Annotated in this window: 23 protein-coding genes and 1 riboswitch; of the genes, 17 read left to right on the top strand and 6 right to left on the bottom strand. The window is 73.0% G+C overall.

Annotation, left to right across the window (positions count from 1 at the left end):
- The first annotated feature begins 98 nt into the window (after positions 1 to 98).
- From haaA to haaN, 3 genes are all read left to right on the top strand, one after another.
- Positions 99 to 278: a HaaA family cyclophane-containing RiPP peptide gene (gene haaA / locus ACFYXU_RS14810; RefSeq protein ID WP_389457905.1), complete on the top strand. Its 180-nt coding sequence runs from the start codon at positions 99 to 101 to the stop codon at positions 276 to 278.
- A 13-nt stretch (positions 279 to 291) separates the two neighbouring features.
- Positions 292 to 1,452: an FxsB family cyclophane-forming radical SAM/SPASM peptide maturase gene (locus ACFYXU_RS14805; protein WP_389457903.1), complete on the top strand. Its 1,161-nt coding sequence runs from the start codon at positions 292 to 294 to the stop codon at positions 1,450 to 1,452.
- 85 nt (positions 1,453 to 1,537) lie between these two features.
- Positions 1,538 to 2,014 carry a cyclophane-containing RiPP N-acetyltransferase HaaN gene (haaN, locus tag ACFYXU_RS14800; RefSeq protein WP_389457901.1) on the top strand — a complete coding sequence of 159 codons (477 nt, stop codon included), beginning with the start codon at positions 1,538 to 1,540 and terminating at the stop codon, positions 2,012 to 2,014.
- A 118-nt stretch (positions 2,015 to 2,132) separates the two neighbouring features.
- Here haaN and ACFYXU_RS14795 read toward each other — a convergent pair whose 3' ends face one another.
- From ACFYXU_RS14795 to ACFYXU_RS14785, 3 genes are read right to left on the bottom strand one after another with little or no spacing between them, the layout of a single operon-like run.
- Entirely contained in the window at positions 2,133 to 2,636 is a 504-nt protein-coding gene (locus ACFYXU_RS14795) for a hypothetical protein (protein ID WP_389458489.1), read from the bottom strand.
- 2 nt (positions 2,637 to 2,638) lie between these two features.
- Positions 2,639 to 4,081, bottom strand: coding sequence for a hypothetical protein (locus ACFYXU_RS14790; RefSeq protein ID WP_389457899.1), 1,443 nt, complete (start codon positions 4,079 to 4,081; stop codon positions 2,639 to 2,641).
- A 50-nt stretch (positions 4,082 to 4,131) separates the two neighbouring features.
- A complete protein-coding gene (locus tag ACFYXU_RS14785) occupies positions 4,132 to 4,512 on the bottom strand; it encodes a hypothetical protein (protein WP_384567088.1) in 381 nt (126 codons plus the stop codon).
- Positions 4,513 to 5,124: 612 nt separating this feature from the next.
- Between ACFYXU_RS14785 and dhaK the strand changes: the two genes are divergently transcribed.
- From dhaK to ACFYXU_RS14735, 10 genes are all read left to right on the top strand, one after another.
- Positions 5,125 to 6,117, top strand: coding sequence for a dihydroxyacetone kinase subunit DhaK (dhaK, locus tag ACFYXU_RS14780; RefSeq protein ID WP_376516549.1), 993 nt, complete (start codon positions 5,125 to 5,127; stop codon positions 6,115 to 6,117).
- 25 nt (positions 6,118 to 6,142) lie between these two features.
- On the top strand, positions 6,143 to 6,763 hold the full coding sequence (gene dhaL / locus ACFYXU_RS14775) for a dihydroxyacetone kinase subunit DhaL (protein ID WP_389457896.1): 621 nt from the start codon (positions 6,143 to 6,145) through the stop codon (positions 6,761 to 6,763).
- The gene (locus ACFYXU_RS14770) at positions 6,760 to 7,182 is read left to right on the top strand and encodes a PTS-dependent dihydroxyacetone kinase phosphotransferase subunit DhaM (RefSeq protein WP_389457894.1); all 423 of its coding nucleotides are present in this window, start codon (positions 6,760 to 6,762) and stop codon (positions 7,180 to 7,182) included. The genes dhaL and ACFYXU_RS14770 overlap by 4 nt, the downstream gene beginning before the upstream one ends.
- A gap of 50 nt (positions 7,183 to 7,232) precedes the next feature.
- Positions 7,233 to 7,467, top strand: a riboswitch (cobalamin riboswitch).
- A 27-nt stretch (positions 7,468 to 7,494) separates the two neighbouring features.
- Entirely contained in the window at positions 7,495 to 8,193 is a 699-nt protein-coding gene (locus ACFYXU_RS14765) for an energy-coupling factor ABC transporter permease (RefSeq protein ID WP_329852795.1), read from the top strand.
- Positions 8,190 to 8,762: an energy-coupling factor ABC transporter substrate-binding protein gene (locus ACFYXU_RS14760; protein ID WP_389406556.1), complete on the top strand. Its 573-nt coding sequence runs from the start codon at positions 8,190 to 8,192 to the stop codon at positions 8,760 to 8,762. The genes ACFYXU_RS14765 and ACFYXU_RS14760 overlap by 4 nt, the downstream gene beginning before the upstream one ends.
- 6 nt (positions 8,763 to 8,768) lie before the next feature.
- Positions 8,769 to 9,518 (top strand): cobalt ECF transporter T component CbiQ, encoded by a 750-nt coding sequence (cbiQ, locus tag ACFYXU_RS14755; protein ID WP_376516558.1) that lies wholly within the window; start codon positions 8,769 to 8,771, stop codon positions 9,516 to 9,518.
- Positions 9,515 to 10,378 (top strand): ATP-binding cassette domain-containing protein, encoded by an 864-nt coding sequence (locus ACFYXU_RS14750; RefSeq protein WP_389457892.1) that lies wholly within the window; start codon positions 9,515 to 9,517, stop codon positions 10,376 to 10,378. The genes cbiQ and ACFYXU_RS14750 overlap by 4 nt, the downstream gene beginning before the upstream one ends.
- A gap of 173 nt (positions 10,379 to 10,551) precedes the next feature.
- A complete protein-coding gene (locus ACFYXU_RS14745) occupies positions 10,552 to 12,567 on the top strand; it encodes an FAD-dependent oxidoreductase (protein ID WP_389457890.1) in 2,016 nt (671 codons plus the stop codon).
- A gap of 46 nt (positions 12,568 to 12,613) precedes the next feature.
- Positions 12,614 to 13,186: a PadR family transcriptional regulator gene (locus tag ACFYXU_RS14740; RefSeq protein ID WP_329852790.1), complete on the top strand. Its 573-nt coding sequence runs from the start codon at positions 12,614 to 12,616 to the stop codon at positions 13,184 to 13,186.
- 23 nt (positions 13,187 to 13,209) lie between these two features.
- Positions 13,210 to 14,595 (top strand): NAD(P)/FAD-dependent oxidoreductase, encoded by a 1,386-nt coding sequence (locus tag ACFYXU_RS14735; protein WP_389457888.1) that lies wholly within the window; start codon positions 13,210 to 13,212, stop codon positions 14,593 to 14,595.
- A gap of 33 nt (positions 14,596 to 14,628) precedes the next feature.
- Here the strand turns inward: ACFYXU_RS14735 and ACFYXU_RS14730 are convergent, their stop codons facing one another.
- Entirely contained in the window at positions 14,629 to 15,969 is a 1,341-nt protein-coding gene (locus tag ACFYXU_RS14730; protein ID WP_376516567.1) for a DUF2252 domain-containing protein, read from the bottom strand.
- A gap of 183 nt (positions 15,970 to 16,152) precedes the next feature.
- Between ACFYXU_RS14730 and ACFYXU_RS14725 the strand changes: the two genes are divergently transcribed.
- Entirely contained in the window at positions 16,153 to 16,920 is a 768-nt protein-coding gene (locus ACFYXU_RS14725) for a GntR family transcriptional regulator (protein WP_376516570.1), read from the top strand.
- A gap of 54 nt (positions 16,921 to 16,974) precedes the next feature.
- Here the strand turns inward: ACFYXU_RS14725 and ACFYXU_RS14720 are convergent, their stop codons facing one another.
- Positions 16,975 to 18,507 (bottom strand): amino acid permease, encoded by a 1,533-nt coding sequence (locus tag ACFYXU_RS14720; RefSeq protein ID WP_361405709.1) that lies wholly within the window; start codon positions 18,505 to 18,507, stop codon positions 16,975 to 16,977.
- Positions 18,508 to 18,575: 68 nt separating this feature from the next.
- Positions 18,576 to 19,550, bottom strand: a complete 975-nt coding sequence (locus ACFYXU_RS14715) for a hypothetical protein (RefSeq protein WP_361405706.1) — start codon at positions 19,548 to 19,550, stop codon at positions 18,576 to 18,578.
- A 302-nt stretch (positions 19,551 to 19,852) separates the two neighbouring features.
- Between ACFYXU_RS14715 and ACFYXU_RS14710 the strand changes: the two genes are divergently transcribed.
- The 3 genes from ACFYXU_RS14710 to ACFYXU_RS14700 all read left to right on the top strand — a co-directional run bounded on the left by ACFYXU_RS14710 (position 19,853) and on the right by ACFYXU_RS14700 (position 24,098).
- Entirely contained in the window at positions 19,853 to 21,322 is a 1,470-nt protein-coding gene (locus ACFYXU_RS14710; RefSeq protein ID WP_389458487.1) for an FGGY family carbohydrate kinase, read from the top strand.
- A 206-nt stretch (positions 21,323 to 21,528) separates the two neighbouring features.
- Positions 21,529 to 22,896, top strand: a complete 1,368-nt coding sequence (locus ACFYXU_RS14705) for an FAD-dependent oxidoreductase (protein WP_389458485.1) — start codon at positions 21,529 to 21,531, stop codon at positions 22,894 to 22,896.
- Positions 22,893 to 24,098, top strand: coding sequence for an FAD-dependent oxidoreductase (locus ACFYXU_RS14700; RefSeq protein WP_389457885.1), 1,206 nt, complete (start codon positions 22,893 to 22,895; stop codon positions 24,096 to 24,098). Before ACFYXU_RS14705 ends, ACFYXU_RS14700 begins: the two co-directional genes overlap by 4 nt.
- Positions 24,099 to 24,166 lie beyond the last annotated feature (68 nt).

Below are 24,166 nucleotides of genomic sequence, written 5' to 3'. Positions count from 1 at the left end.
GACAACAGCACTGCTACGGTGCCGAGTCGGTCTGTCGCTTCAACCGCCGTCGCACGGTGCCGGTCCGCTATCGGCACCACCACCCCGAGGAGCGTTGAATGTCGTCACGTACGCCTGTGCTCGCGCCGCCCACCTGCCCTGACTCCATCCACGGCAACGCTGTCCTGGAACGGATCGCCACCCGCGTACAGCAGCGACTCGACGAGGAAAAGTCCGAGGCGGACGGCTTCGCCGAGGGGCCTCACGCGGCGTCTCTCATCTGGCCCTGGTGGTTCTGAGCATCGACTCTCGATGACCTCGCTCGAAGAGACCGCCCCTTTTCGGACCTTCATCCTCAAGGTCGCGAACCGCTGCAACATCGACTGCGACTACTGCTACGTCTTCAACTCCAAGGACCAGTCGTGGCAGCACCTGCCCGTCCGGTTCGGCGTGGACGTGGCGAGGGAGGCAGGCCGGCGCATCGGCGAGCACGCCACGGCGCACGGCCTGCCGGCCGTCCATGTCGTCCTGCACGGTGGGGAGCCGATGCTGGCTGGCCGCCGCCACGTGACCGAGCTCATCGACGCCGCACGCGAAGGCGTCCCGGCGGAAGTGAAGGTCCGCTTCGAGCTTCAGACCAATGGAACGATCCTCACGAAGGCGTGGCTCGACCTGTTCGAGAAGTACGGGGTGGTCGTCGGCGTGAGCCTCGACGGGCCCCCGACCGCTAATGACCGGCACCGACTGACCCACACCGGTCGGTCCAGCTCGGCGGCCGCCGTGCGCGGCATCGAGCTGCTGCGGGAGCGGCCGCACCTCTTCGCTGGTCTCCTCGCAGTCGTGGACCTGGCCAACGACCCTGTCGAAGTCCACGACTACCTGGCGTCCTTCGAGCCGCCGGTCATCGACTTCGGTCTACCGCACGCCACCCACGACGACCCGCCGCACCGCGACAACCTCGACGTGCCCGAGTACGGGCTCTGGATGAGCCGGGTGTACGACGCCTGGCTCTCCCGGCCCGAGCACCGGCACAGCATCCGGATGCTGGAGGACATCGTGGCGCTCAGCTCTGGCGTGCGCGGTGCGGTGGAGACACTCGGCCTGGCCCCGCCAACGAGTGTCGTGATCGAGTCCGACGGAACGATGGAAGCCGTGGACACGCTACGCTCCGTCGAAGAGGGCGCCTCCCGGCTCGAGCTCGACGTCTTCCAGCACTCCTTCGACGAGGCGTCGCGGCACCCGAAGCTCCTGCACCGGGCAGACGGCAGGGCTGCGCTCGCCGAGAAGTGCCAGAGCTGCCCTCTGGTCGAGGTCTGCGGAGGCGGTTACCTCCCGCACCGCTTCAGCGCTGCCCACCGCTATCGGAACCCCTCCGTCTACTGCGCGGACTTAGAGTACCTGATCCGCCATGTCCAGGACTCGCTGCGCGCAAGCGGGTGGGACGCGTACGCGCCGACCGCGCAGTCTCCATGAGACGGCGGGCCGTAGCGCCGCTGAGGCGTCGAGCGTTGGAGCAGGTGAGCGAAGTGAACGACGACCGAGGAAAGAGGAGTTGTACATGACGGTGACGATCCGACCTGCCGAGCAGCGGGACATCCACGCGGTGGCCGAACTGATCGAGGAGATCGAGCGGTTCTACGGATCGACCGAGATCCAGACCTTTGAGGAGCGGCGCGCGCAGGTGGAGGAGGCCCTGTTCGGCGCCCCGCCGCTGGCCTCCGCACTCTTGGTCGAGGACGAGGCCGGGGACATCGTGGGGCTCGCCGCGTACTCCTTCCTGTGGCCGGCTGCCGGCTCCACTCACTCCCTGTTCCTCAAGGAGCTGTACGTTCGCGACACCCTGCGCCGCCAGGGCATCGGTGCCCAGCTCATGGACGAACTCCGGGCCTTGGCCGCCGCACGCCCGGGGTGCGGCCGTGTCGAGTGGATGACGGACCGCGACAATCCCGTCGCCCGCGCGTTCTACAAGTCGCTCGGGTTCGCCGAGTTCGACGGGAAGATCGTCTACAGGATCCAAACGACCGACACGGTGTAAAGGGACGCGGGGCTGTGAGGGAAGACCGCCAGCACCCCGGCCCCACACCACCCAGCCGCTCACGACCCGACCCCCACGCCGGCAGAGGCGAGGAGGTAACCGGCACCGGGGAAGGCGATCAGAAGGCGTGGAGGTACACCCTCGCTCTGCCGCCCGCCATGTCGTACACGTAGACGTCGATCCACTGGACGCTGTCACGGCGGTGGTCCTTCACGCATGGCGGGCACACCCCTGCCCAACGGGCACCCTTCAGCGTCTGCGGCTCTGGCAGCCCCAAGTGCCCGAAGAGTTCCCGATCCGGCGGGAGACTCACTGCCTTGGTGCGGAGCGGCTTCTCTGTGCCAAGGTCTTCCGCGATCCGAACGGCCGTCTGCGCGTCGGTGACGAAGGAGAGGAGGTAGATGTCCTCCTGCGGGTTCGCCTGTACCGCGCCGCTCGCTTCCGTCGCACCCGCCGGCATCTCGACCTTCATGAAGTCGGCGGCCTCGGGTACTCCGGCCTCCTGCTCCCAGTACGGGTAGGGGTCGCGTGTGGCTCGGTCTCGATCGGATGTGGAGCAGGAGCTCAAGAGCAACGAGGCGGCCAACACCATCAGTAGGCGTCGAGTGGTCTTGTCCGGCATCTTCACCTGTTCTCTTCATCGCCTCGCGAGACGTCCCCGCGGCCGCCGTCGCGACCGGGGTCTGAAGGGTTCACCGTAGGCGGTGTGTCGCTGTTCAGATCGTGGTTGAAAGGTGAGCTGCTGCCTCGCATGTCGAATTCCTGAGCGAAGCCCACCTTGTGCAACCGGCCCATCTCGTCGTCCGAGATGTTGACGAGACCGCCGGCGAAGGGCGTGGACTTGCCCTTGTCCCAGTTGTAGCGGTCCCAGACGTTGACCTGATAGTCGAGGAAGATGGTGGGCTTGCCGTCCGCGCCTGGGCTGACGGTGACCATGCCGGAGATGTTCTGTTCGTGTGCGCCGACCGCGTGATACCACTCGTCGTTCGTGAAGTCGGTACCCTCGTGGTCACTCTCGACCGGGATGACGACCGTCTTGTTGCCCCCGGCCTTCGCGAAGGCGTCGAGCGCCTGCTTGCGCCACGCCTCCTGATTGTCGGCGATGTGGTTCGCTTCGATCTCAGCCTTGAAGTGGGGGTCGTTGTGCAGGATTCGGTCCACGTCGAGGTTCAGTGGCTCACCAGAGGCATGTAGGTAGTGCAGCATGTTGCGGGAGGCCGCGTTCTCTCCGGCGGCGTCACCGACCGTCGCAATGGCCAGGGCCCGGGCGTGGAACCACAGGTCCTGGGGTGTGGGATCTTCCACGTTGAACTCGCCGGATCCGGGGTCGGGGGAGCGCCACTGGTACAGCGAATCCATGACGCCGGCAGCTCGGAGTTCGTCGCCCTTATCCTTCAGGAGGATGCCTCGGGTGACCGGGTCGAGGCTGCGCCACCAGGCGGGGACGTCCTTGCGGTCCTTGGGCATGTGGGCGGCTTTGCCGGCCTCCTCCAGGGATGGGTAGGGGCTGACCTGGGGGTTCCGGTTGAAGCCGTTGAAGGTGCCGTCCATGGGGTCGGAGTCGAGGACCGCGGCGTCGAGGGCGAGACGGATGCCGTCGTCGGCGTCGGTGACCGCCTTCACCGCTAGGGCGAGTCGTTCCGCCCACTCGCTCGCCTGGGTGCGGCCGGCCTGCGACAGGTCGGGGTCGTGGGTATAGGCCGTGCGCTCGGTCTGGGTGAGCCTCTCCGTGTCGAAGGCGACCGTGCCCTGGTCGGAGACGCGCATGCCCGCCTTGACCGCCTCGTCACGGATCGCCTTGAGCCGGTTGCGCAGGTCGGCGAGCTGGGTGTGCGCGTCGCGCAGGATGCGTGCGACCGCCGTCGCCTCCTTCCGCGCTCCTTGGAGTTCCTTGAGCGTGACGGTGAACCTGGCGTTTGCGGCGTTCGCACTCAGCCCGATCCAGGACTCGCCGAGCGAGACGCCGTGGACGTCCTTCTCGTACCGGTCCTCGAGCGTCTTGAACTTGGCGGCCATCTCCTCCCACTTGCCCGCGGCTGCGGTCAGCGTGGACAGGTCGGTGCTCATGGCTTCGTGATAGGTCGGCATGACTCCCCTGAGACCGGTCTGCCGGCCCGTCAGATGCCCTGGATCCGCGACTGGCGGGCCAGTCGCGCGGCGATGTCGAGTTCGTTGTCCTGCATGCTGATGCCGGTCGCGCTGAGGGCCTGCTTCTCCGAGGAAAGGCGCCCGAGCAGCATCTTGACCTGCTTCTCCCACGTCTCGTGGGCTCTCCTCAGCGCACCGGAGGTGTCCCAGCCATGGCCGTCCTTCGCCCCGAACGCCCCGACCGCGGCCTTCATGCTCTCGGCCGCGTGCCTGCCGTCCCTCGTGACCCCCGGCTCCAGGGTGTCGTCGATCGTCTTCGCCGCCGCCTTCTTGGCCGCTGGGCTGGAGGCCAGGTCCGGCTTGTCGGCACCGCCACCTCCCGCACTCGGCGCGAGCTGGTTCAGCCGCATCGGCGCAGACGGTTGGACTGCCCCGTTCGCCTTGATCCGCTCCCATTCATCCCAAGCCATGCATCTCCCCCATTGACAGCTCCTCAAGTAACTTACGGAACGGGAGCACGTACAGAAAGTGAGATCAGGTCAGCGGGCGCTGGAGTGGCTGAATCACGCCGCGACTGGCGCGCGCTCCTGAACTGTGCGGGTCGCGGGGCCAGGACCGAGTTGGGGTTTCCCGTGATCTCGGACGCTCGATGGTGATGTCGCGAGGGCGTGTTGGTGCCGCCGCCTGGTCTCGGCCGGGGTGAGGGTAGCGGGAAGATCTTGCGCTTGCGCAGGCGGCGGCAGCTACAGGAGGTCGCACTGAGCCACGACCTGGAGTGCCCTACGCCCCCGTGCACGCTCACGATCTCGGGTCGATAATTACGCCATGATGCGCACCCTTGAAGGCAGGACGTGATCCCTGACCTGATGGCCCATCGGGGAAGTCGGATCGAGCCGGTATCAATACCGCTCAGAACCGCCCCGCGTCGCCTCGAACCGCCAAGATCCATAACCGCCTCACCTGCCCTGACCTGCAAAGACCCTGCCCAGCAGCTTGCCTGCCCGTCTCACCAGGAGGTTCCCATGAGGATGCTGATCAACGTTCCCGAGACCGTCGTCGCCGACGCGCTGCGGGGGATGGCCGCGGCGCATCCCGAGCTGACCGTGGACGTCGAGCGGCGGGTCGTGGTGCGGCGGGACGCGCCCGTGGCCGGGAAGGTGGCGCTGGTCTCCGGCGGCGGGTCCGGGCACGAGCCCCTGCACGGAGGGTTCGTGGGGTACGGCATGCTGGCGGCCGCGTGCCCCGGAGAGGTCTTCACCTCCCCCGTGCCCGATCAGATGGTGCGGGCCGCGGCCGCGGTCGACAGCGGCGCCGGGGTGCTCTTCGTCGTCAAGAACTACACCGGCGACGTGCTGAACTTCGAGATGGCCGCGGAGCTCGCCGAGGACGAGGGCATCCGGGTCGCCAAGGTCCTCGTCGACGACGACGTGGCCGTGACGGACAGTCTGTACACGGCGGGCCGGCGCGGGACCGGGGCCACGCTGTTCGTGGAGAAGATCGCGGGGGCCGCCGCCGAGGAGGGCGCCCCGCTGGAGCGCGTGGAGGCGATCGCCCGCCGGGTCGACGAGCGGTCCCGGTCCTTCGGGGTGGCCCTGAGCGCCTGCACCACGCCCGCCAAGGGCAGTCCGACCTTCGACCTGCCCGAGGGCGAGCTGGAGTTGGGCATCGGCATCCACGGCGAACCGGGCCGGGAGCGGCGGGCCATGATGACCTCCCGCGAGATCGCGGACTTCGCCGTGGACGCCGTCGTCGAGGACCTGCGCCCGTCCGGGCCGGTCATCGCCCTGGTGAACGGCATGGGCGCCACTCCCCTCCTGGAGCTGTACGGCTTCAACGCCGAGGTGCAGCGGGTGCTCGCCGAGCGGCGGGTGCCGGTCGCCCGGACCCTGGTCGGGAACTACGTGACCTCGCTCGACATGGCCGGATGCTCGGTGACCCTGTGCGAGATCGACGAGGAACTGCTGCGGCTGTGGGACGCTCCGGTGCAGACACCTGCGCTGCGCTGGGGCCGGTGAGACGGGATCGGGCATGGGGAGCGACATGACGGAGACGATCGACGCCGGATTCCTGGTGCGCTGGCTGGCCGCGGTGGCCGAGGACGTCGACCGGGAGGCGGACCGGCTCACCGAGCTGGACTCGGCCATCGGCGACGCCGACCACGGGGCCAACCTCAAGCGGGGCTTCGCCGCCGTGACGGAGATCCTGGCCAAGGAGCCGCCGGAGACCCCGGGCGCGGTGCTGACCGCCGCCGGGCGGCAGCTGATCTCCACGGTGGGCGGCGCCTCGGGGCCGCTGTACGGGACGCTGCTGCGGCGCGCCGGGAAGACCCTGGGCGAGGACGCGCGGGTCACCCGGGTGCGGCTGGCGGAGGCCCTCGGCGCCGGCGCGGCCGCCGTGGCCCAGCTGGGCGGCGCCCAGGCCGGGGACAAGACGATGCTGGACGCGCTCGTCCCGGCCGTCGAGGGGCTCCGCAGCTCGTACGAGGCGGCCCGGACCGCCGCGGAGGACGGGGCCCTGGCGACCGTACCCCTCCGGGCCCGCAAGGGCCGGGCCAGTTATCTCGGGGAGCGGTCGGTCGGGCACCAGGATCCGGGGGCGACCTCCTCGGCCCTGCTGTTCGCGGCGCTCGCCGACACCGCACGCGCCGAGGGCGCCCGATGAGCGCCGCGCCCGGGTCCGCCGCCCCGGTCGGCATCGTGCTCGTCTCGCACAGCGCGGCGGTCGCGACGGCGGTGGCCGAGCTGGCGCGCGGTCTGGCGGGCGGCGGCGAAACGGCGCCTCTGCTGCCGGCGGGCGGGCTCCCGGACGGCGGTCTCGGGACGAGTTCCGAGCTGATCCGCGCCGCCGCGGAGGCCGTGGACCGGGGGGCCGGGGTGGCGCTCCTGGTCGACCTGGGCAGCGCGGTCCTCACCGTGAAGGCACTGCTCGCCGAGGGCGACGAACTGCCGGAGGGCGCCCGCCTGGTGGACGCGCCGTTCGTCGAGGGAGCGGTCGCCGCGCTCGTCACGGCGAGCGCCGGCGGGGACCTCGACGCGGTGGCCGCGGCGGCCTCGGAGGCGTACTCCTACCGCAAGGAGTGAGCTCCCACGCCGTGTGCGGGGAGTGATCGGCGGGCCGCGCCGGGTGGCGGCCGTGTTGTGATCCAGCAGGTCAACCCACTAATGTCGCAGGGCCTTGGTGTACGGGAAACCGGTGCAGTACCGGTGCGGCCCTCGCCACTGTGATCGGGAGGTCCGGCTCCATCCCCGGGGGGAACACCTCGGGGAGGCCACTGGACCGGCGCGGGAGACCGCGGCGGTGTGGGAAGGCGGAGTCGGGCCGTATGACCGTCAGCCAGGAGACCGGCCGGGGTGCGTTGTCCATCCACGAGGTGCTGGAGAGGTCTCCCGACCATGCATATAGCCGAGGGGTATCTGCCCCCTGTGCACGCCGCCGCCTGGAGCGTCGCGGCCGCGCCGTTCGTCGCCCACGGGGTGCGCGCGCTGACCCGCGAAGTACGGTCCAACCCCGAGTCCACGCTGCTACTGGGCGCCTCCGGCGCCTTCACGTTCGTCCTGTCGGCGCTCAAGCTCCCGTCCGTCACGGGAAGTTGCTCCCATCCGACGGGTACGGGTCTGGGCGCCATCCTCTTCCGGCCCCCGATCATGGCGGTCCTCGGGACGATCACCCTGCTGTTCCAGGCGCTGCTGCTGGCGCACGGCGGGCTGACCACCCTCGGGGCGAACGCCTTCTCGATGGCGATCGTCGGGCCCTGGGCCGGGTACGGGACGTATCTGCTGCTGCGGCGCTCCGGTGCGCCGCTGATGGTGGCCGTCTTCTTCGGCGCGTTCGTCGCCGACCTGTCCACGTACTGCGTCACCAGCGTGCAGCTGGCCCTGGCGTTCCCCGACCCCGCCAGCGGTGTGCCCGGCGCGCTGGCCAAGTTCGGCGGCATCTTCGCCGTGACCCAGATCCCGCTCGCGGTGAGCGAGGGCCTGCTGACGGTGCTCGTGATGCGGCTGCTCACCCAGTCCAGCAAGGGCGAGCTGCTCCGGCTCGGCGTCCTGGGCCGGTCGAAGGCGGAGCGCCAGGAGGAGGTGGCCGCGCGATGAGCCGGAACGCGAAGATCAACACGCTGCTGCTGCTCCTCGTCGCCGCGCTGGCGGTCCTGCCGGTCGCCCTGGGCATGGGCGACCACAAGAAGGAGCCGTTCGCGGGGGCGGACGCGGAGGCGGAGACCGCGATCACGGAGCTCCGTCCGGACTACGAGCCGTGGTTCAGCCCGCTGTACGAGCCGCCGTCCGGGGAGATCGAGTCGGCGCTCTTCGCCCTCCAGGCGGCGCTGGGCGCCGGCGTCCTGGCCTACTACTTCGGGCTCCGGCGCGGCCGCCGCCAGGGCGCGGCCCGCGCGGCGGCCGAGACCGCCGGAGCGGTGCGGACGGAGGGCGCGGGGACCGAGGGCGTCGAGGGCGTGCGGACGGAGACCACCGGGAGGGTACGTACGGAGAGCGCCGAGGCCGTGCGCGCGGAGACCGCCGGAGCGGTGCGTACCGAGAGCGCGGCGAAGGAGGGCGGGGCCGACGGCCTCGGAGGTCCCGGGGCGGCGGGCGGCGGTTCCGCCGACGCCGGGGTCCCGGCGGCCGACGACGGCTCGCGCCCCTTCGACGGCACGGGCGCGTAGCCGCCGATGCTGCCGATCGACGCGGCGGCGCACAGCAGCCGCTGGCGCCGCCGCCATCCCGCGGAGAAGGCTCTCCTCGGCTTCGGCCTGACCCTGTGCGCGGTGACCCTGCCGCCGTGGCCCGGCGCGGTGCTCGTGGCGGCGGCCACGCTCGCGGTGCTGCTGGGCCCGGCCGGAGTGCCGGGTCGGCAGCTGTGGCGGGCGTTCCGCATCCCGCTCGGCTTCTGCGTCACGGGCGCGGTCCCGCTGCTCTTCGCGGTGGGCGGGGCGCGGGGGCCGGTGGCCCTCGCCCCCGACGGTCCCGCGCACGCCGCCGAGTTGCTCCTGCGGACCGCGTCGGCCTCGCTCGGGGTGCTGCTCTTCGCCTTCACGACTCCGGTGTCGGACGTGCTGCCCCGGCTGGTCCGGGCGGGCGTCCCGGCGCCGGTGGTGGACGTGGCGCTCGTGATGTACCGGATCATCTTCCTGCTGCTCGACGCGCTGACGAAGATCCGGCAGGCGCAGGCGGCCCGGCTCGGCCACACCACCCGGGCCGCGACCTGGCGTTCGCTCGCCGGTCTCGGCGCGACGACCTTCGTCCGGGCCTTCGACCGGGCGCAGCGCATGCAGTCGGGGCTGGCCGGACGCGGTTACGACGGGACGCTGCGGGTGCTGGTGCCCGCCTGTGCGGTCTCCCGGCGGTTCCTCACGGCGACGGGCCTGCTCCTCGCGGGTCTCGTCGCCCTCACCCTCGTACTGGAAAGGTTTCTTCCGTGACGTCTCCGACCCCCGTCGTGGAGCTGGTGAAGGCGGGATTCGCCTACGAGGACGGCCCTCCCGTCCTCGCGGGCGTGGACTTCGCGGTGGCGGAGGGGCACGCGATCGCGCTCCTCGGCCGCAACGGCAGCGGCAAGACGACACTGCTGCGGCTGCTCAGCGGGGGGCTGCGCTGCGGGAGCGGGGCGCTGCTCCTGGACGGGGCGGAGGTGGCGTACGACCGGAAGGGGCTGACCCGGCTGCGGACCACGGTGCAGCTGGTCGTCCAGGACCCGGACGACCAGTTGTTCGCCGCCTCGGTGGGTCAGGACGTGTCGTTCGGGCCGATGAACCTGGGCCTGCCGGAGGAGGAGGTGCGGCTCCGGGTGCGGGAGGCCCTGGAGGCGCTGGACATCGTGGCGCTGGAGGACCGGCCGACGCATCTGCTGTCGTACGGGCAGCGGAAGCGGGCCGCGATCGCGGGCGCCGTGGCGATGCGGCCCCGGGTCCTGATCATGGACGAGCCGACGGCCGGGCTGGACCCGGACGGGCAGGAGCGGCTGCTCGACACCCTGGAGGGGCTGCGGGCGACGGGGACGACGGTGGTGATGGCGACGCACGACGTGGACCTGGCGCTGCGCTGGGCCGACGGGGCGGCGGTGCTCTCCCCCGCCGGGCTGCGCACGGGTCCGGTCGCCGAGCTCCTCGCGGACGACGCCCTGCTGGCGGCGGCCCGTCTGCGCCGCCCGTGGGGGACCTCGGTGGCCCGCCTCCTGCGCGTCCACGGTCTGCTGGGCGCGGACGCGCCGGAGCCGCGCACCCCGGAGGCCCTGGACGCGTGGGTGGCCGCGGAGGCGCGCGGCGGGCGGCACTCCTCCTGAGCCCGGAGGCTTCGCGGGGCCCGCAGACCTGGCCCGCAAGCCTCCCCCGGACGCACCCAGCTTTGCTACCGAGTAGTAGACATCACGCTCCGATTCTTCTGCAACTAGTTGCAGAAGACGTCCGGGGTCCCCTAGAACTGAGGGCGACGACCCCCGCGCGAGGAGACGCCCCCATGAGCCCGTACCCGCACCTGCTGAGCCCGCTCGACCTCGGGTTCACCACCCTGCCCAACCGCGTGATCATGGGGTCGATGCACGTCGGCCTGGAGGAGACCGAGCACGGCTTCGCCCGCATGGCCGCCTTCTACGCGGAGCGCGCCCGGGGCGGCGCCGGCCTCATCGTCACCGGCGGCATCGCGCCCAACGAGGCCGGCCGGCCCTGGGACGGCGGCGCCAAGCTCACCACCGCCGAGGAGGTCGCCGAGCACCGTCTGATCACGGACGCCGTGCACGCCGAGGGCGGGCGGATCGCGATGCAGATCCTGCACTTCGGCCGGTACGCCTACCACCCCGGCCTGGTCGGTCCCAGCCCCCTCAAGGCCCCCATCAGCCCCTTCGTACCGAACGAGCTGTCCGACGCCGAGGTCGAGCAGACCGTCGAGGACTACGCGCGCTGCGCCGAGCTCGCCCGGGAGGCCGGATACGACGGCGTCGAGGTGATGGGCTCCGAGGGCTACCTCATCAACGAGTTCATCGCCGCCGCCACCAACCACCGCGCCGACCGGTGGGGCGGCTCGTACGAGAACCGGGTCCGCTTCCCGCTGGAGATCGTCCGCCGGATCCGCGAGCGCGTCGGCGAGGACTTCATCCTGGTCTACCGCCTCTCCATGCTGGACCTCGTCCCCGGCGGCTCCACCCTGGAGGAGGTCGTCCGGCTCGCCCAGGAGATCGAGGCCGCGGGCGCGACCATCATCAACACCGGCATCGGCTGGCACGAGGCCCGCATCCCCACCATCGCGACCTCCGTGCCGCGCGGCGCCTACACGTGGGTGACGAAGAAGCTGATGGGCGCGGTCTCCGTCCCGCTCGTCACCTCCAACCGCATCAACACCCCCGAGGTCGCCGAGGAGATCCTCGCCGACGGCCGCGCCGACCTGGTCTCGCTGGCCCGTCCCTTCCTCGCCGACCCCGACTTCGTCGCCAAGGCGACGGCCGGCCGCGCGGACACCATCAACACCTGCATCGGCTGCAACCAGGCCTGCCTCGACCACACCTTCAGCCTGAAGATCACCTCCTGCCTGGTCAATCCGCGCGCCTGCCACGAGACCGAGCTGGTCCTCTCCCCCACCCGGCGCGCCAAGCGGGTCGCGGTCGTCGGCGCGGGCCCGGCCGGACTCTCCTGCGCGGTGTCCGCGGCCGAGCGCGGTCACTCCGTCACCCTCTTCGACGGCGCCGCCGAGATCGGCGGCCAGCTGAACATCGCCAAGCGGGTGCCGGGCAAGGAGGAGTTCGACGAGACGCTGCGCTACTTCCGCGTCCAGCTCGCCGAGCACGGCATCGACGTCCGCCTGAACACGTACGTCTCCGCCGCCGATCTGGAGGACTACGACGAGGTCGTCGTCGCCACCGGTGTCACCCCCCGCACCCCGGGCATCGCCGGCGAGGACCACCCGAGCGTCCTCAGCTACCTCGACGTGCTCCGGGACGGCGCTCCGGTCGGCGACCGGGTCGCGATCGTCGGCGCGGGCGGCATCGGCTTCGACGTCGCCGAGTTCCTCACGGACGGCGGCGAGGGCGCGAGCCAGGACCCCGAGACGTACTTCCGCCAGTGGGGCGTCGACACCTCCTACGAGAACCGGGGCGGGCTGCGCGCGCCCGAGCGGAAGGCGCCGCCGCGCCAGGTCCACCTGCTCCAGCGCAAGAGCACCAAGGTCGGCGCCGGCCTGGGCAAGACCACCGGGTGGATCCACCGCACCGAGCTCAAGCACCGGGGCGTCACGATGGTCGCGGGGGTCTCGTACGAGCGGATCGACGACGCGGGCCTGCACCTCACGATCGACGGCGAGCCGCAGCTCCTGCCCGTCGACACGGTCGTCCTCTGCGCGGGCCAGGAGCCGCGCCGCGACCTGTACGAGGAGCTGGTCGCCGCGGGCCGCCCGGCGCACCTGATCGGCGGCGCGGACGTCGCCGCCGAGCTGGACGCCAAGCGGGCCATCGACCAGGGCACGCGGCTCGCCGCCGCCCTGTGATCCTCGCCCCGTGAGCGGTGCGGCCGGCCGAACCTAGGATGCGAGCATGTCCCTCCCGCACGCGATCCTCACCGCGCTGCTCGAAAAGCCGTCCTCCGGCCTCGAACTGACGCGCCGCTTCGACAAGTCGATCGGCTACTTCTGGTCGGCCACGCACCAGCAGATCTACCGCGAGCTCGGGAGGCTGGAGCAGGCGGGGCACATCCGCGCCCTGCCCGCTCCGGTGCCCGCGCGGGGACAGAAGAAGGAGTACGAGGTGCTGCCCGCGGGCCGGGCGGAGCTGGGCGACTGGGTGGGCAGGTCCGAGGATCCCAAGCCGCTGCGGTCCTCCCTGCTGCTGCGGATGCGGGCGGCGGCGATGGTCGGCTCGGAGGGACTGCGGGCCGAGCTGGCGCGCCATCTGGCGCTGCACCGGGCCCAGCTGGACGAGTACCTCCTGATCGAGGCCCGGGACTTCCCGGCCGAGCGCCGCCGCGGCGAGCCCGACCGGCTGCGCCACCTCGTCCTGCGGGGCGGGATCGACCTGGAGCGGTTCTGGGTGGAGTGGCTGACGGGCGCCCTCGCCGAGCTCGGGACCGGCGACGGCGTCCCTTCCGACGTGGATACTGGTGAGTTGTAGGTCCACGACACGAAAGGGCGGGTATGGCCGACGACTTGGGGAGCCGTACGACACGTCACGCGGTGGTCATCGGGGGAAGCCTCGCGGGCCTGCTGGCCGCCCGGGTGCTCGCCGAGCACGCCGAGAGGGTCACGGTCGTCGAGCGCGACCGCTGCCCGGAGGGGCCCGAGGCCCGGCCGGGCGTCCCGCAGGGCCGCCACCTCCACGTCCTCGTCGCCGGCGGGCAGCAGGCGTTCGGCGAGCTGCTCCCGGGATTCCTGAAGGAGCTCGGGGAGCTCGGCGCGCCGAAGGTGGGCGTCCCCGAGGACATGGTCCAGTGGCAGAACGGCAGGTGGTTCCGCCGCAGCGCCGCGACCTCGCACTACTACTCCGGCGGGCGCCCGCAGCTGGAGTGGCTGGTGCGGCGGCGGGTCCTCGCCGACCCCCGCGTCGACGTCCTCGAGGGCACCGAGACCGTGGGCCTGACCGGCGACTCCGCTCGGGTGCGGGGCGTCCGGGTGCGGGAGCGCGGGGCCGGGAAGGAGGTCCGGACGCTGGAGGCCGATCTCGTCGTGGACGCCTCCGGGCGGTCGACGAAGGCCCCGGACTGGCTGGCCGCCATCGGCGCGGAGCCCCCGCACGAGGAGACCCTCGACACGGGCCTCGCCTACTCCACCCGCGTCTACCGCGCCCCCGTGGAGGACCCGCACAGCGACGCCCTCGGCTACTACATCGTGCCCAACCCCACCCAGCCGTACGGCGGTGTGGTGCTGCCCCTGGGCGACGGGCGGCACCTGGTCACCTTCTCCGGGCTGCGCGGTGACGAACCGCCCACCGAGGAGGGCGCGTTCGAGGAGTACGCGAAGCGGCTCCCGCACCCGGTGCTCGGCGAGTGGCTGTCGCGCGCCGAGCCGGACTCCCCGGTGTACGGCTTCCGGCAGACCGCCAACGTCCGGCGCAGGTACGACCGTCCGGGGCGCCGTCCGGCCGGCTTCCTCGCCACCGGGGACGCGCTGTGCGCCTTCAACCCGATCTACGGTCAGGGCATGGCCGTCGCCGCGCTCAGCGCGGTGGCGCTGCGCCGGGCCCTGTCCGACCCGAAGCGCACGCCGACCACGCGCGCGGTGCAGCGGGCGCTGTTCGACGCCTCGAAGCAGGCCTGGGACATCTCGGCCGGCGCCGACAAGAAGATGCCCGGTGCCAGGGGTGACGCGGCGCGGCCCGGTCCGCTGGACAAGGTGACCGGCTGGTACCTGGGGCGGGTCGCGGAGCGGGCCCCGGGCGACCCGCTCGTGGGGGGAGCGTTTCGCGCTGCGCTCACCCTGTCCGCCCCGCTGACGGCCGTGTTCGCCCCGGCGGTGGCCCGGGCGGTGCTCTTCGGCCCGGTGGCACAGACCCCGCAGGAGCCGCCGCTGCGCCGGGACGCCTAGCCCGTACGGGTGACGGCGTCCCCCGGGCGCGCCTCAGGCGCCCGGGGACGCCGTCACCATGCCGGCCGCTATCGCCGCGCCCAGCACCGCGTAGTCGTCGCCGTTCTGCCCCGCGTAGGAGACGGCGAAGTCGGCCACGGCGCGGTCGAAGACGTCCGCACCGCCCAGATAGGAGGCGATCGCGACGCGGTCGCCGGAGCGCGCGTGGGCGCGCGCCAGGGCTCTTCCGCAGAGCCGTGCGTAGTCCCTCAGGGTGGCCGGGGACATGCTCTCCACCTCGGCGGAGCCCTTCATGTCCCGCAGCTGCCGCCAGTAGAAGTGGCGCTGCTCGGGGCCCGTCATCCAGCCGAGGAAGATGTCGCTCGCGGCCTGGGTGAGCCGCTGGCCCGCGACGACGCGGCGGCCCTGGTGGGGGTAGGCGGTCGGCGACAGGTACGGCTCCAGGGCGGAGCGGCCCGCCTCCTTGATCTGGAGGATGAGCGGGTCGCCGTCGTCCCGGCCTTCCAGGAGGAGGACGAAGCAGCGCGTGCCGACGCTGCCGACGCCGACGACCTTCCGGGCCGCGTCGAGGAAGTGGTACCGGTCGAGCAGGACGCGGCGTTCCTCGGCGAGGGAGCTGCGGTAGTCGCTGAAGATCTTGCCGAGGGTGATCCGGTCGACGTCCGTGGCGCGTTCGAGGAGCGGCGGGTCGTCGACGATGTGCCGGTGCCCGGAGCCGTCCTTCTCGGTGAGCTTGGAGAGGGCCTGGAGGCTCGTGCGCCGCCGGGCGTTGGCGAGCCGCTTGGTGAGGCGCGCGCGGTCCTCGCCGCGGACGACGTGGAGGATGTCGTCGGCGGAGATCCGCTCGTACCAGACCTCCAGCTCGCCGAGACCGGCGAGGCGGCGCATGGTCGTGCGGTACGACTCGACGGCGACGAGTGCGGCCCGGTGGGCCTTGGGCTTGGTGCTGCCGTTCTGGAGGGCGGCGACGGTGACGCTGGCCGCGAGTCTCTTCACGTCCCACTCGAAGGGGCCGGGCAGGGTCTCGTCGAAATCGTTGACGTCGAAGAGGAGCGTCCGCTCCGGGGAGGCGTAGACGCCGAAGTTGAGCAGGTGGGCGTCGCCGCAGAGCTGGACGGTGAGTCCGGTGTGGCGCTCGGCGCCGAGGTCGGCGGCCATGACGCCGGCGGCGCCGCGCAGGAAGGCGAAGGGGGAGACGGCCATCCTGGCGTACCGGAGGGGGACGAGGTCGGGGAGGCGGTCGACGGACTCGCGCTCCAGGACCGTCAGCGGGTCGGGGCGCTGTGACCTGGGTATCCAGCGGCCGTGGGAGGCGCGGGGGACGTGTTTGCGGGCCGCTTTGCCCAGCGCGGCGCGCTCCGACGGTGTCGTCATCCGGCCTCACCCGCCTTTCCCCGCCGACCTGGTCTCGGCGCGGTCACCTGGAACTCATTACAGGGCGCCTCGCTCGTTTCGGCCACTCTGCCCGACCGGCCTAGCGAAATGGTTTAGACCAATGATAGGAATTGATCACCCGTACGACCCATGCGGTCACGCTGAGCGAAGAAAGGGTTGATCATGGCCGAGCCCGAATCCGAGGCAGCGGCGGACACGCCGCTCTATCTCCGGGTCGCCGCCGCACTGCGCGAGGACCTCGTCCAACGGCGCATCTGCCCCGGCAGACGGCTCCCGTCGGAACGATCGCTGACCCAGCGCTACCACGTCAACCGGCAGACCGTCCGCAGCGCACTCCAACTCCTCCGGGAGGAAAGACTCGTGGTCACCGATCGGCGCGGCACCTTCGCCGCCGACGCGGACCCCGGGGCCGGCGCCGGGCCCGAGCCGGCCGCCCCGCCCCTCGCCGCCCGCCGTCCCACGTTCCCCGGCGGGCCGCGGGCGGCGGGGGCGCTGGTCCGGGCCTCGCTCACCTGGGAGCCCGCACCCACTCCCCTGGCGCCGCGGCTCCTGCTGACCCCCGGCGAACCGACGCTCGTCCACCGGCACACGGTGCTCGGGCCGCACGGCGGAGCCCTCCAGCGGGCGGTCTCGTGGTTCTCCCGGGCGGCCCTCGCCGAGATCCCCCAACTCTCCCGCTACCGGCGGGGCCGGGACGGACGGCAGCAGCCCGATCTGCGGCTCCTCTACCACTGGATGCACCAGGCGGGGCTGCGGATCACTCACCGCGAGTCGGTCGGCGTGCCGCCGGGACCGGCCACGGCGGCGGGCGGGGCGGCCCGGCTGGTCGTCCACCGGGTCGTCAGCGATCAGCACGGGCACGCCCTGGAGATCACCGACATCGACTTCTCGGCCCAGTCGGCGGCCTGGACCTACGAGTTCAGCGCCTGACGGCGGCCCGGGCTCCCGTCCAGGACAGGGGACGGGAGCCCGGGCCGCGAGGGGTCAGACGATGCCCTCGGCGATCTCCGCCTCCTCGCGGGCGGTGCCGTACGCGGTCGGCGTGCCGTACGAGCGGCGGGCGACGTACCACCAGACGCTGGCCAGGACGAGCACGACGGCCAGCGCGATCGCGGCGTAGTTCATGGTGTCGACGTTCACCGGCGACTTCTGCGGGAGGCAGAAGAGGACGGTCACGAACGCCACCCAGACCACGGCGATCCAGCCGATCGGCCTGCTCCAGCGGCCGAGGCTCCACGGACCGGGGACGAAGCGGTTCCCGGCGCGCAGCCGCAGGTAGATCGGGATGGCGTACGCGGGCGTGATGCCGATGACGTTGATCGCGGTGACCGCGCCGTAGGCGGTGGCCGAGTAGAGCGAGGGGACGGCGAGCAGCGCGGCCACGGCGACCGCGAGCCAGACGGCGGGGACGGGGGTCTGGGTGCGCCCGCTGACCTTGCGCCAGAGCGCCGAGCCGGGCAGGGCGTTGTCGCGGCTGAAGGCGAAGACCATGCGGCTCGCGGCGGCCACCTCGGCGTTGCCGCAGAAGAGCTGGGCGACGATCACCACGAGGAGCAGGACGGCGGCGCCGCGGGAGCCGAGCGCGTCCAGGAAGATCTGGGCGGGCGGGACGCCGGTGGCGCTGTTCTGCGTGGCCGCGTAGTCCTGGATGGCGAAGGTCAGTCCGGCGAGGAGGGCGAAGCCGGCGAGCCAGGAGACCCAGATGGCCCGGACGATGCCCTTGGCGGCGGTGACGGAGGCGTTGGACGTCTCCTCGGAGAGGTGGGCCGAGGCGTCGTAGCCGGAGAAGGTGTACTGGGCGAGGAGCAGGCCGATCGCGGCGACGTAGAAGGGGTTCGCCCAGCCGGTGTCGTTGACGAACTCGGTGAAGACGAAGTCGACGGACTGGTGCCGGTCGGGCACGAACGCCAGCGCGCCGACGATGAGCGCGACGCCGACCAGGTGCCACCAGACGCTGATCGAGTTGAGGACGCTGACCAGGCGGACGCCGAAGAGGTTGAGACCGGCGTGCAGCAGCAGGATCGCGAGGAAGATCAGGAAGGTGGACTCCGGGGTGGGCGTGAAGCCCCACTGGAGGTTGAGGAAGGCTCCGGTGAACAGGGCGGCGCCGTAGTCGATGCCGGCGATGGCGCCGAGCAGACCGAGCAGGTTCAGCCAGCCGGTGTACCAGCCCCAGCGGCGCCCGCCGAGCCGGTCGGCCATGTAGTAGAGCGCGCCGGAGGTCGGGTACGCGCTGGTGACCTCGGCGAGGGCGAGGCCGACGCACAGGACGAAGAGGCCGACGCCGATCCAGCCCCACAGCATGACGGAGGGGCCGCCGGTGCCCAGGCCGAATCCGTAGAGGGTCATGCAGCCGGAGAGGACGGAGATGACCGAGAAGCTGATCGCGAAGTTGCCGAAGCCGTCCATGCGGCGGGCCAGGACGGGCTGGTAGCCGAGCTCTCTCAGCCGCGCCTCCTCGTCCTGGGGCGGGGGTGGCTTGCGTATCGCGTCGATCGGGGACTCGGTGCGGGACATGGGGACCTCCGGGGGACGGGGCGAGCGGGGGTGACGGTGGTGCGGAAGCGACGGCGGCGCGCCGTGCGTCAGCCGCTGAGACAGCGGGCGCGGGCGCGCAGGAAGACCTCTTCGGCGAGGCCTCGGTCGTCCGGATGGGCGGTGCGGTAGGCCCACGGAAGGGTCGTGTAGTACGGGCCGAGGGCCTCGAAGACCCGGGCCGCGTCCGCGAAGCGGAGGGCCCCGAAGAGGGCGTGCGCCAGGTGGTTGAGGTCGAGGAGCGAGGCCTCGTCGGTGGCGCAGAAGAGGAACCAGGTGTCGAGGGCGCGCTGCGCGTCCCGTACGGCGTCCTCGGCGACCCAGTGCAGGTCGAGGGCCTTCTCGTGGCCGCGCTCGCGCCGGTAGCGCTCCACGCGGACGTAGAGCGGAAGGGCGTGCAGGGCGGAGCCGACGGGTGCCTGGCCGGCCGCCCAGTGGGCGTAGTTCACGGCCTCGGAGAGGGGGCCGGACCGGCGGGCGTACACGAACTGGAGCATCCGGTGGTGGGCCTCGCGGTTGTGCGGGTCCCGCTTCTCCACCTCGGCGAGCAGCCCCCAGGGGCCGGGCTGAAGCATGGGCGCCGGCGGGGTGACCCGGTGCTCGGCCATGCGCCGGCGTCCGTCCAGGGCGGCGAGGGCGATCAGGCCGATCCAGGGCACGGGATCGGCGGGCGAGCGGTCGGCGGCCTCGCGGCACGCGGTCCAGGCCTCCTGCCAGAGCTCCCGGGTCCGGGCGTGGCCGGCGCGGTGGGCGCGTACGGCGCGCTCCACGGCCACCCGGCTGTGCATCACGGCGACGGCGGGGCTCTCGGGCTGCTCGGCCCGCCAGGTGGGGACGACGTCGGTGCCGGCCGCGACGGCGGCGAGGACCTGGGTGCGCCGGGTCCAGGCCTCCCAGTCGGAGGTCTCGTCGAGCAGCCGGGCCATCGACACCCAGCGCCCGGTCCGTAAGTCCTGGACGGCGTTGCGCAGGGCGTGGTCGTGGCCGGCCGGATGGTAGACGGGCCGGAAGCCGTGTCCGGCCATCAGGGGGTGGGGCGTGGTGTGGATGACATGGGTCCTCGGTGGATGGAGGGGGTGGTCAGTCCCCCGGCGGGCGTCCCGGCCGTTGATCGGCGATCACTATAGAGGGCGATGGATGCGACCGGTCCACTTTCTTTCGTGACGAGAACTATTAAGCCAACGACCAAATTTGACTTACTGTCAGGTATGCCGTGCGACCTGACGTCGTCGCCCGTCGAGGCTTGACGAGGGCCTCCGGCGGCGGCACCCTGGCCCTTTTCGGTGACCGGATGATCACAGAGCGGTCGGGCGACGGGAGCGGCGGGATGACGGGCGGAGCGGTACTCGCCGTCGATCAGGGCACGTCGGGCACGAAGGCCCTCGTCCTCTGCCCCGAGCGCGGTGTCCTCGGCACCGGGACGGCTCCGGTCCGGCCCCGGTACCTCCCCGGCGGCCTGGTCGAGGTCGACCCGCGTGAGCTGTACGACTCGGTCGTCGCCGCCGGGCGCGCGGCGCTCGCCGAGGCGGACACCCGCGTCGTCGCCGTGGGCCTGGCCAACCAGGGCGAGACCGTGCTCGCCTGGGACCCCGCCACCGGGGAACCGCTCACCGACGCCCTCGTCTGGCAGGACCGCAGGGCGGCCTCCGTCTGCGCGGGGCTCGACGCCCACGCCGAGGAGCTGCGGCAGATCACGGGCCTCCCGGTCGACCCGTACTTCGCCGCGCCGAAGATGGCCTGGATCCGCCGTCACGCCACCGGCGCGGGCGTGGTCACCACCAGCGACGCCTGGCTCGTCCACCGTCTCACCGGCGCGTTCGTCACGGACGCGGCGACCGCGGGCCGGACCGGTCTCCTCGACCTGGACACGGTGGCCTGGTCGGACACCGCCCTCGACCTGTACGGACTCGGCGGCGAGGCGCTCCCCCGGGTCGTGGACTGCGACGCCCCCGTCGGCACCACCACCGCGTTCGGCCCGGCGCTGCCGCTCACCGGCCTCCTGGTGGACCAGCAGGCCGCGCTGCTCGCCCAGAGCGCCGACGACCCCGCCGCCGCCAAGTGCACCTACGGCACGGGCGCCTTCCTCCTCGCCCGGACCGGGTCCGAGCCCCGGCGCACCGCCTCCGGCCTGGTGAGCTGTGTGGCCTGGCGGCTCGGCGGCCGCGTCACCCACTGCCTCGACGGCCAGGTGTACACCGTCGCCTCGGCCGTGCGCTGGCTCACCGACCTCGGCGTAATCGCCGGCGCCGACGCGCTCGACTCCGTGGGCGGCGGTGTCCCGGACAGCGGCGGCGTCACCTTCGTCCCCGCCTTCGCGGGGCTCGCCGCGCCCTGGTGGCGGGGGGACGTGCGGGGTTCGCTCACCGGCCTCGGTCTCGACACCGGTCCGGGCCATCTGGTGCGCGCGCTGTGCGAGGGCATCGCCGCGCAGGTCGTGGAGCTCGCCGGGGCCGCCGCCTCGGACCGGGGTGCGCCGCTGACCTCGCTGCGCGCCGACGGCGGCCTGACCCGCTCGGCGCTGCTCATGCAGACCCAGGCCGATCTCCTGCAACGGCCCGTCGAGGTGGCCTCGTTGCCCGACGCCACGGCGCTCGGGGTCGGCGCCGCCGCCCGGCTCGGCCACCTGCCGGGACTCTCGCTCCGCGAGGCCGTACCCGAGTGGAAGCCCTCCGCCGTGTACGAGCCCCGGATCCCGGCCGACGAGGCGGCGGAGCGGCTGGGTCGCTTCCGCGCGGCGGTGTCGGCGCTGGTGGAGCGGACGGAGGACCCGACGGCCGCCGTCGGCGGAGCGGCGTGAGCGCGACGCGGAAGGGACGCGCCTCGGGCTCGCGACCGGCGGAGGCGGCGGGGGCGACGCGGAGTTCCTCCGGGGTGGCCGGGGCCGTCTCGGACGGAGGCGCGCCGCACCCCGCCGGGCGGACCGGTGACGTCACGCACCGGCCGCACGGCAACGTCACGCGTGGAGGGCCGCTTCCCGCCGGGGAGGACGGGGCGTACGACGTCGTGGTCGTCGGCGCGGGGGTCGTCGGTTCCGCGATCGCCCGCGCGCTGGCCCGTCACCCCCTGCGGATCGCGCTCGTGGAGGCCGCGAACGACGTCGGCGACGGGACCTCGAAGGCCAACACGGCCATCCTGCACACGGGGTTCGACGCCGTGCCCGGCACCCTGGAGGCCCGGCTCGTCCGTGAGGGGCACCGTCTGCTCGGCGCGTACGCGCGGGAGGCGGGCATTCCGGTGGCGCCGCTCGGCGCGCTGCTCGTCGCCTGGGACCAGGAGCAGCTGTCCACGCTCCCCCGCCTCGCCGCGAAGGCCGTACGCAACGGCCACGACACCACCCGGATCCTCGGGTCCGCCGAACTGGCCGTCCGCGAACCGCACCTGGGTCCCGGCGCGCTCGGCGCGCTCGACGTGCCGGGCGAGTCGGTGATCTGCCCGTGGACGACGACCCTCGCCTACGCCACCCAGGCCGTCCGCTCCGGGGTCGACCTCCACGTGAACGCCCGGGTGGAGAAGGTGCGTCCGGGCGATCCGTACCACCGGCTCGTCACCCGGCGCGGAGTGCTGCGGACGCGCCTCCTCGTCAACGCCTGCGGTCTGTACGCCGACGTCTTCGACGCGCTGGTCGGCCGGGAGGACTTCACCGTCACCCCGCGTCGCGGCCAGCTGCTCGTCTTCGACAAGTTCGCCCGCGACCTGGTCCGGCACATCCTGCTGCCCGTCCCCGGGCCGCTCGGCAAGGGTGTCCTCGTCTCGCCGACGGTGTACGGGAACGTCCTGCTCGGCCCCACCGCCGAGGACCTGCGCGACAAGACCGCGACGGGCACGACGGCCGAGGGGCTCGCCGGGCTGCGGGAGCAGGGCGGCAGGATCCTTCCCGCGCTGCTCGACGAGGAGGTCACCGCCGTGTACGCGGGTCTGCGGGCCGCCACCGGACAGGAGGACTACCGGATCGCCGCCCATCCCGCGCTGCGGTACGTGACGGTGGGCGGGATCCGTTCCACCGGGCTCACCGCGTCCCTGGCCGTCGCCGAGCACGTCCTCGGGCTCCTCGCCGACTGCGGCCTCGACGCGGGGCCGGCCCGGCCGCTCGCCCCCGTGCGGATGCCCAACCTGGGCGAGGCCTTCCCGCGTCCGTACCGCGACGCCGGACTCATCGCGCGGGACCCGGAGTTCGGGACGATCGTCTGCCACTGCGAGCGGGTCACCCGCGGCGAGATCCGGGCCGCGCTGGCCTCGACGATCCCGCCCGGCGGCCTCGACGGGCTGCGGCGCAGGACGCGCGCGCGGGGCGGGCGCTGCCAGGGCCACCACTGCGGCGCGGAGGTGCGGGCGCTGTTCGAGGCGCGGCCGCGCGCGGAGGGGGCGGGATGAACCGGACGGTCGACGTCCTCGTCGTGGGCGCGGGACCCGCCGGGCTCGCCGCGGCGGAGCGGCTCGCGGCGGCCGGCGCGGGCCGTGTCGAGGTCCTGGAGCGGGACGCCGCGCCGGGCGGGGTGCCGCGCCACTGCGCCCGGCCCGGGTTCGGCGCGGACGCCCGGGGGCGTGCCCTGGACGGACCGGCGTTCGCCCGGCGCGCGGTGCGCCGGGCGCTGCGGGCGGGGGCGACCGTCCGGACCGGGGTCAGTGCCACCGGCTGGGCCGGGCCCCTCACCCTGGACGTGACCGCGCCGACGGGACTCGAACGCGTCCGGGCCCGCGCGGTGGTCCTCGCCACGGGCGCCCGCGAGCGCCCCCGAAGCGCCCGGCTCGTCCCGGGCACGCGACCCGACGGCGTGCTGACCACCGGTGAACTCCAGCGGCTGGTGGCGCGGTTCGGGACGCGCGGGGAGCGCGTCGGGCGCCGGGCCGTGGTCGTCGGCGGCGCCCCCGTCGCCCGGGGCGCGGTGCGGGCCCTGCGCGCGGCCGGCGTGGACGTGGTGGCCGTCGTCACCGAACTCGTCGCTCCCGCCGTCGTCTTCGCCGGTGTGCCGGTACTCCGCGGGAGCGTCGTGACGGAGCTGCTCGGGCGCGGCCGGCTGACCGGGGTGGCGGTCCGGAGCGGCGACGGGCGGGTGACCGTACTGAAGTGCGACACCGTGGTGTTCACGGGCGACTGGATCCCGGAGCACGAGCTCGTGCGCACCGCCGGGCTGGCCCTCGCCCCGGGCACCCGGGGCCCCGTGACGGACGCGGGCTTCCGTACCGCCGAGCCCGGCGTGTTCGCCGTCGGCAACCTCCTGCGCGGGGTGGAACCGGCGCTCGTGGCGGCCGCCGAGGGACGGTCGGTGGCGGACTCCGTGCTCGAACGGCTCGCGGGCCTCCCCTGGCCCCGGGCGGGTGTGCCCGTGACGACGGCCGGTCCGCTGCGGTGGGTGGCGCCCGGGCTCCTCGGCCCCGGTCCCGCGCCGCTGCTGCTCCGTCCGGAGCGGCGGCTCGTGCGCCCGGTCCTGACCGTCTCCCAGGACGGCGCCGTACTGCGGCGGGAGCGGCTGGGCGGCACGCTGGTCCCCTGGCGTTCGGTGCGGCTCGGGGCGTGGTGGACGTCCGGTGCGGCGCTCCCGGGCGGTCCGGTGACGGTCGGCGCGGAGGAGTAGGAGGTGTCCCGTCGATCGGGCCGGGCTCGCGACGCCCCGCCCGATGGACGGGACACCCCCAGGGGTGA

This window comes from Streptomyces sp. NPDC002232, from assembly GCF_042890295.1.
Taxonomy (GTDB): Bacteria; Actinomycetota; Actinomycetes; order Streptomycetales; family Streptomycetaceae; genus Streptomyces.
Note: the sequence above shows the minus strand (reverse complement) of the source record. Positions and strands in the feature narration are given on the sequence as shown.

What these genes read in the sequence shown, in the direction of transcription:
- dhaL (WP_389457896.1), top strand. Translation starts at nt 6,143, where the DNA reads ATGACGGAGACGATCGACGCCGGATTCCTGGTGCGCTGGCTGGCCGCG.
- haaA (WP_389457905.1), top strand. Translation starts at nt 99, where the DNA reads ATGTCGTCACGTACGCCTGTGCTCGCGCCGCCCACCTGCCCTGACTCC.
- ACFYXU_RS14700 (WP_389457885.1), top strand. Translation starts at nt 22,893, where the DNA reads ATGAACCGGACGGTCGACGTCCTCGTCGTGGGCGCGGGACCCGCCGGG.
- ACFYXU_RS14765 (WP_329852795.1), top strand. Translation starts at nt 7,495, where the DNA reads ATGCATATAGCCGAGGGGTATCTGCCCCCTGTGCACGCCGCCGCCTGG.
- ACFYXU_RS14785 (WP_384567088.1), bottom strand. Translation starts at nt 4,512, where the DNA reads ATGCGGCTGAACCAGCTCGCGCCGAGTGCGGGAGGTGGCGGTGCCGAC.
- ACFYXU_RS14740 (WP_329852790.1), top strand. Translation starts at nt 12,614, where the DNA reads ATGTCCCTCCCGCACGCGATCCTCACCGCGCTGCTCGAAAAGCCGTCC.
- ACFYXU_RS14735 (WP_389457888.1), top strand. Translation starts at nt 13,210, where the DNA reads ATGGCCGACGACTTGGGGAGCCGTACGACACGTCACGCGGTGGTCATC.
- haaN (WP_389457901.1), top strand. Translation starts at nt 1,538, where the DNA reads ATGACGGTGACGATCCGACCTGCCGAGCAGCGGGACATCCACGCGGTG.
- ACFYXU_RS14790 (WP_389457899.1), bottom strand. Translation starts at nt 4,081, where the DNA reads ATGAGCACCGACCTGTCCACGCTGACCGCAGCCGCGGGCAAGTGGGAG.
- ACFYXU_RS14725 (WP_376516570.1), top strand. Translation starts at nt 16,153, where the DNA reads ATGGCCGAGCCCGAATCCGAGGCAGCGGCGGACACGCCGCTCTATCTC.
- ACFYXU_RS14710 (WP_389458487.1), top strand. Translation starts at nt 19,853, where the DNA reads ATGACGGGCGGAGCGGTACTCGCCGTCGATCAGGGCACGTCGGGCACG.
- ACFYXU_RS14795 (WP_389458489.1), bottom strand. Translation starts at nt 2,636, where the DNA reads ATGCCGGACAAGACCACTCGACGCCTACTGATGGTGTTGGCCGCCTCG.
- ACFYXU_RS14730 (WP_376516567.1), bottom strand. Translation starts at nt 15,969, where the DNA reads ATGACGACACCGTCGGAGCGCGCCGCGCTGGGCAAAGCGGCCCGCAAA.
- ACFYXU_RS14760 (WP_389406556.1), top strand. Translation starts at nt 8,190, where the DNA reads ATGAGCCGGAACGCGAAGATCAACACGCTGCTGCTGCTCCTCGTCGCC.
- ACFYXU_RS14805 (WP_389457903.1), top strand. Translation starts at nt 292, where the DNA reads ATGACCTCGCTCGAAGAGACCGCCCCTTTTCGGACCTTCATCCTCAAG.
- ACFYXU_RS14715 (WP_361405706.1), bottom strand. Translation starts at nt 19,550, where the DNA reads ATGGCCGGACACGGCTTCCGGCCCGTCTACCATCCGGCCGGCCACGAC.
- ACFYXU_RS14720 (WP_361405709.1), bottom strand. Translation starts at nt 18,507, where the DNA reads ATGTCCCGCACCGAGTCCCCGATCGACGCGATACGCAAGCCACCCCCG.
- dhaK (WP_376516549.1), top strand. Translation starts at nt 5,125, where the DNA reads ATGAGGATGCTGATCAACGTTCCCGAGACCGTCGTCGCCGACGCGCTG.
- ACFYXU_RS14745 (WP_389457890.1), top strand. Translation starts at nt 10,552, where the DNA reads ATGAGCCCGTACCCGCACCTGCTGAGCCCGCTCGACCTCGGGTTCACC.
- ACFYXU_RS14770 (WP_389457894.1), top strand. Translation starts at nt 6,760, where the DNA reads ATGAGCGCCGCGCCCGGGTCCGCCGCCCCGGTCGGCATCGTGCTCGTC.
- cbiQ (WP_376516558.1), top strand. Translation starts at nt 8,769, where the DNA reads ATGCTGCCGATCGACGCGGCGGCGCACAGCAGCCGCTGGCGCCGCCGC.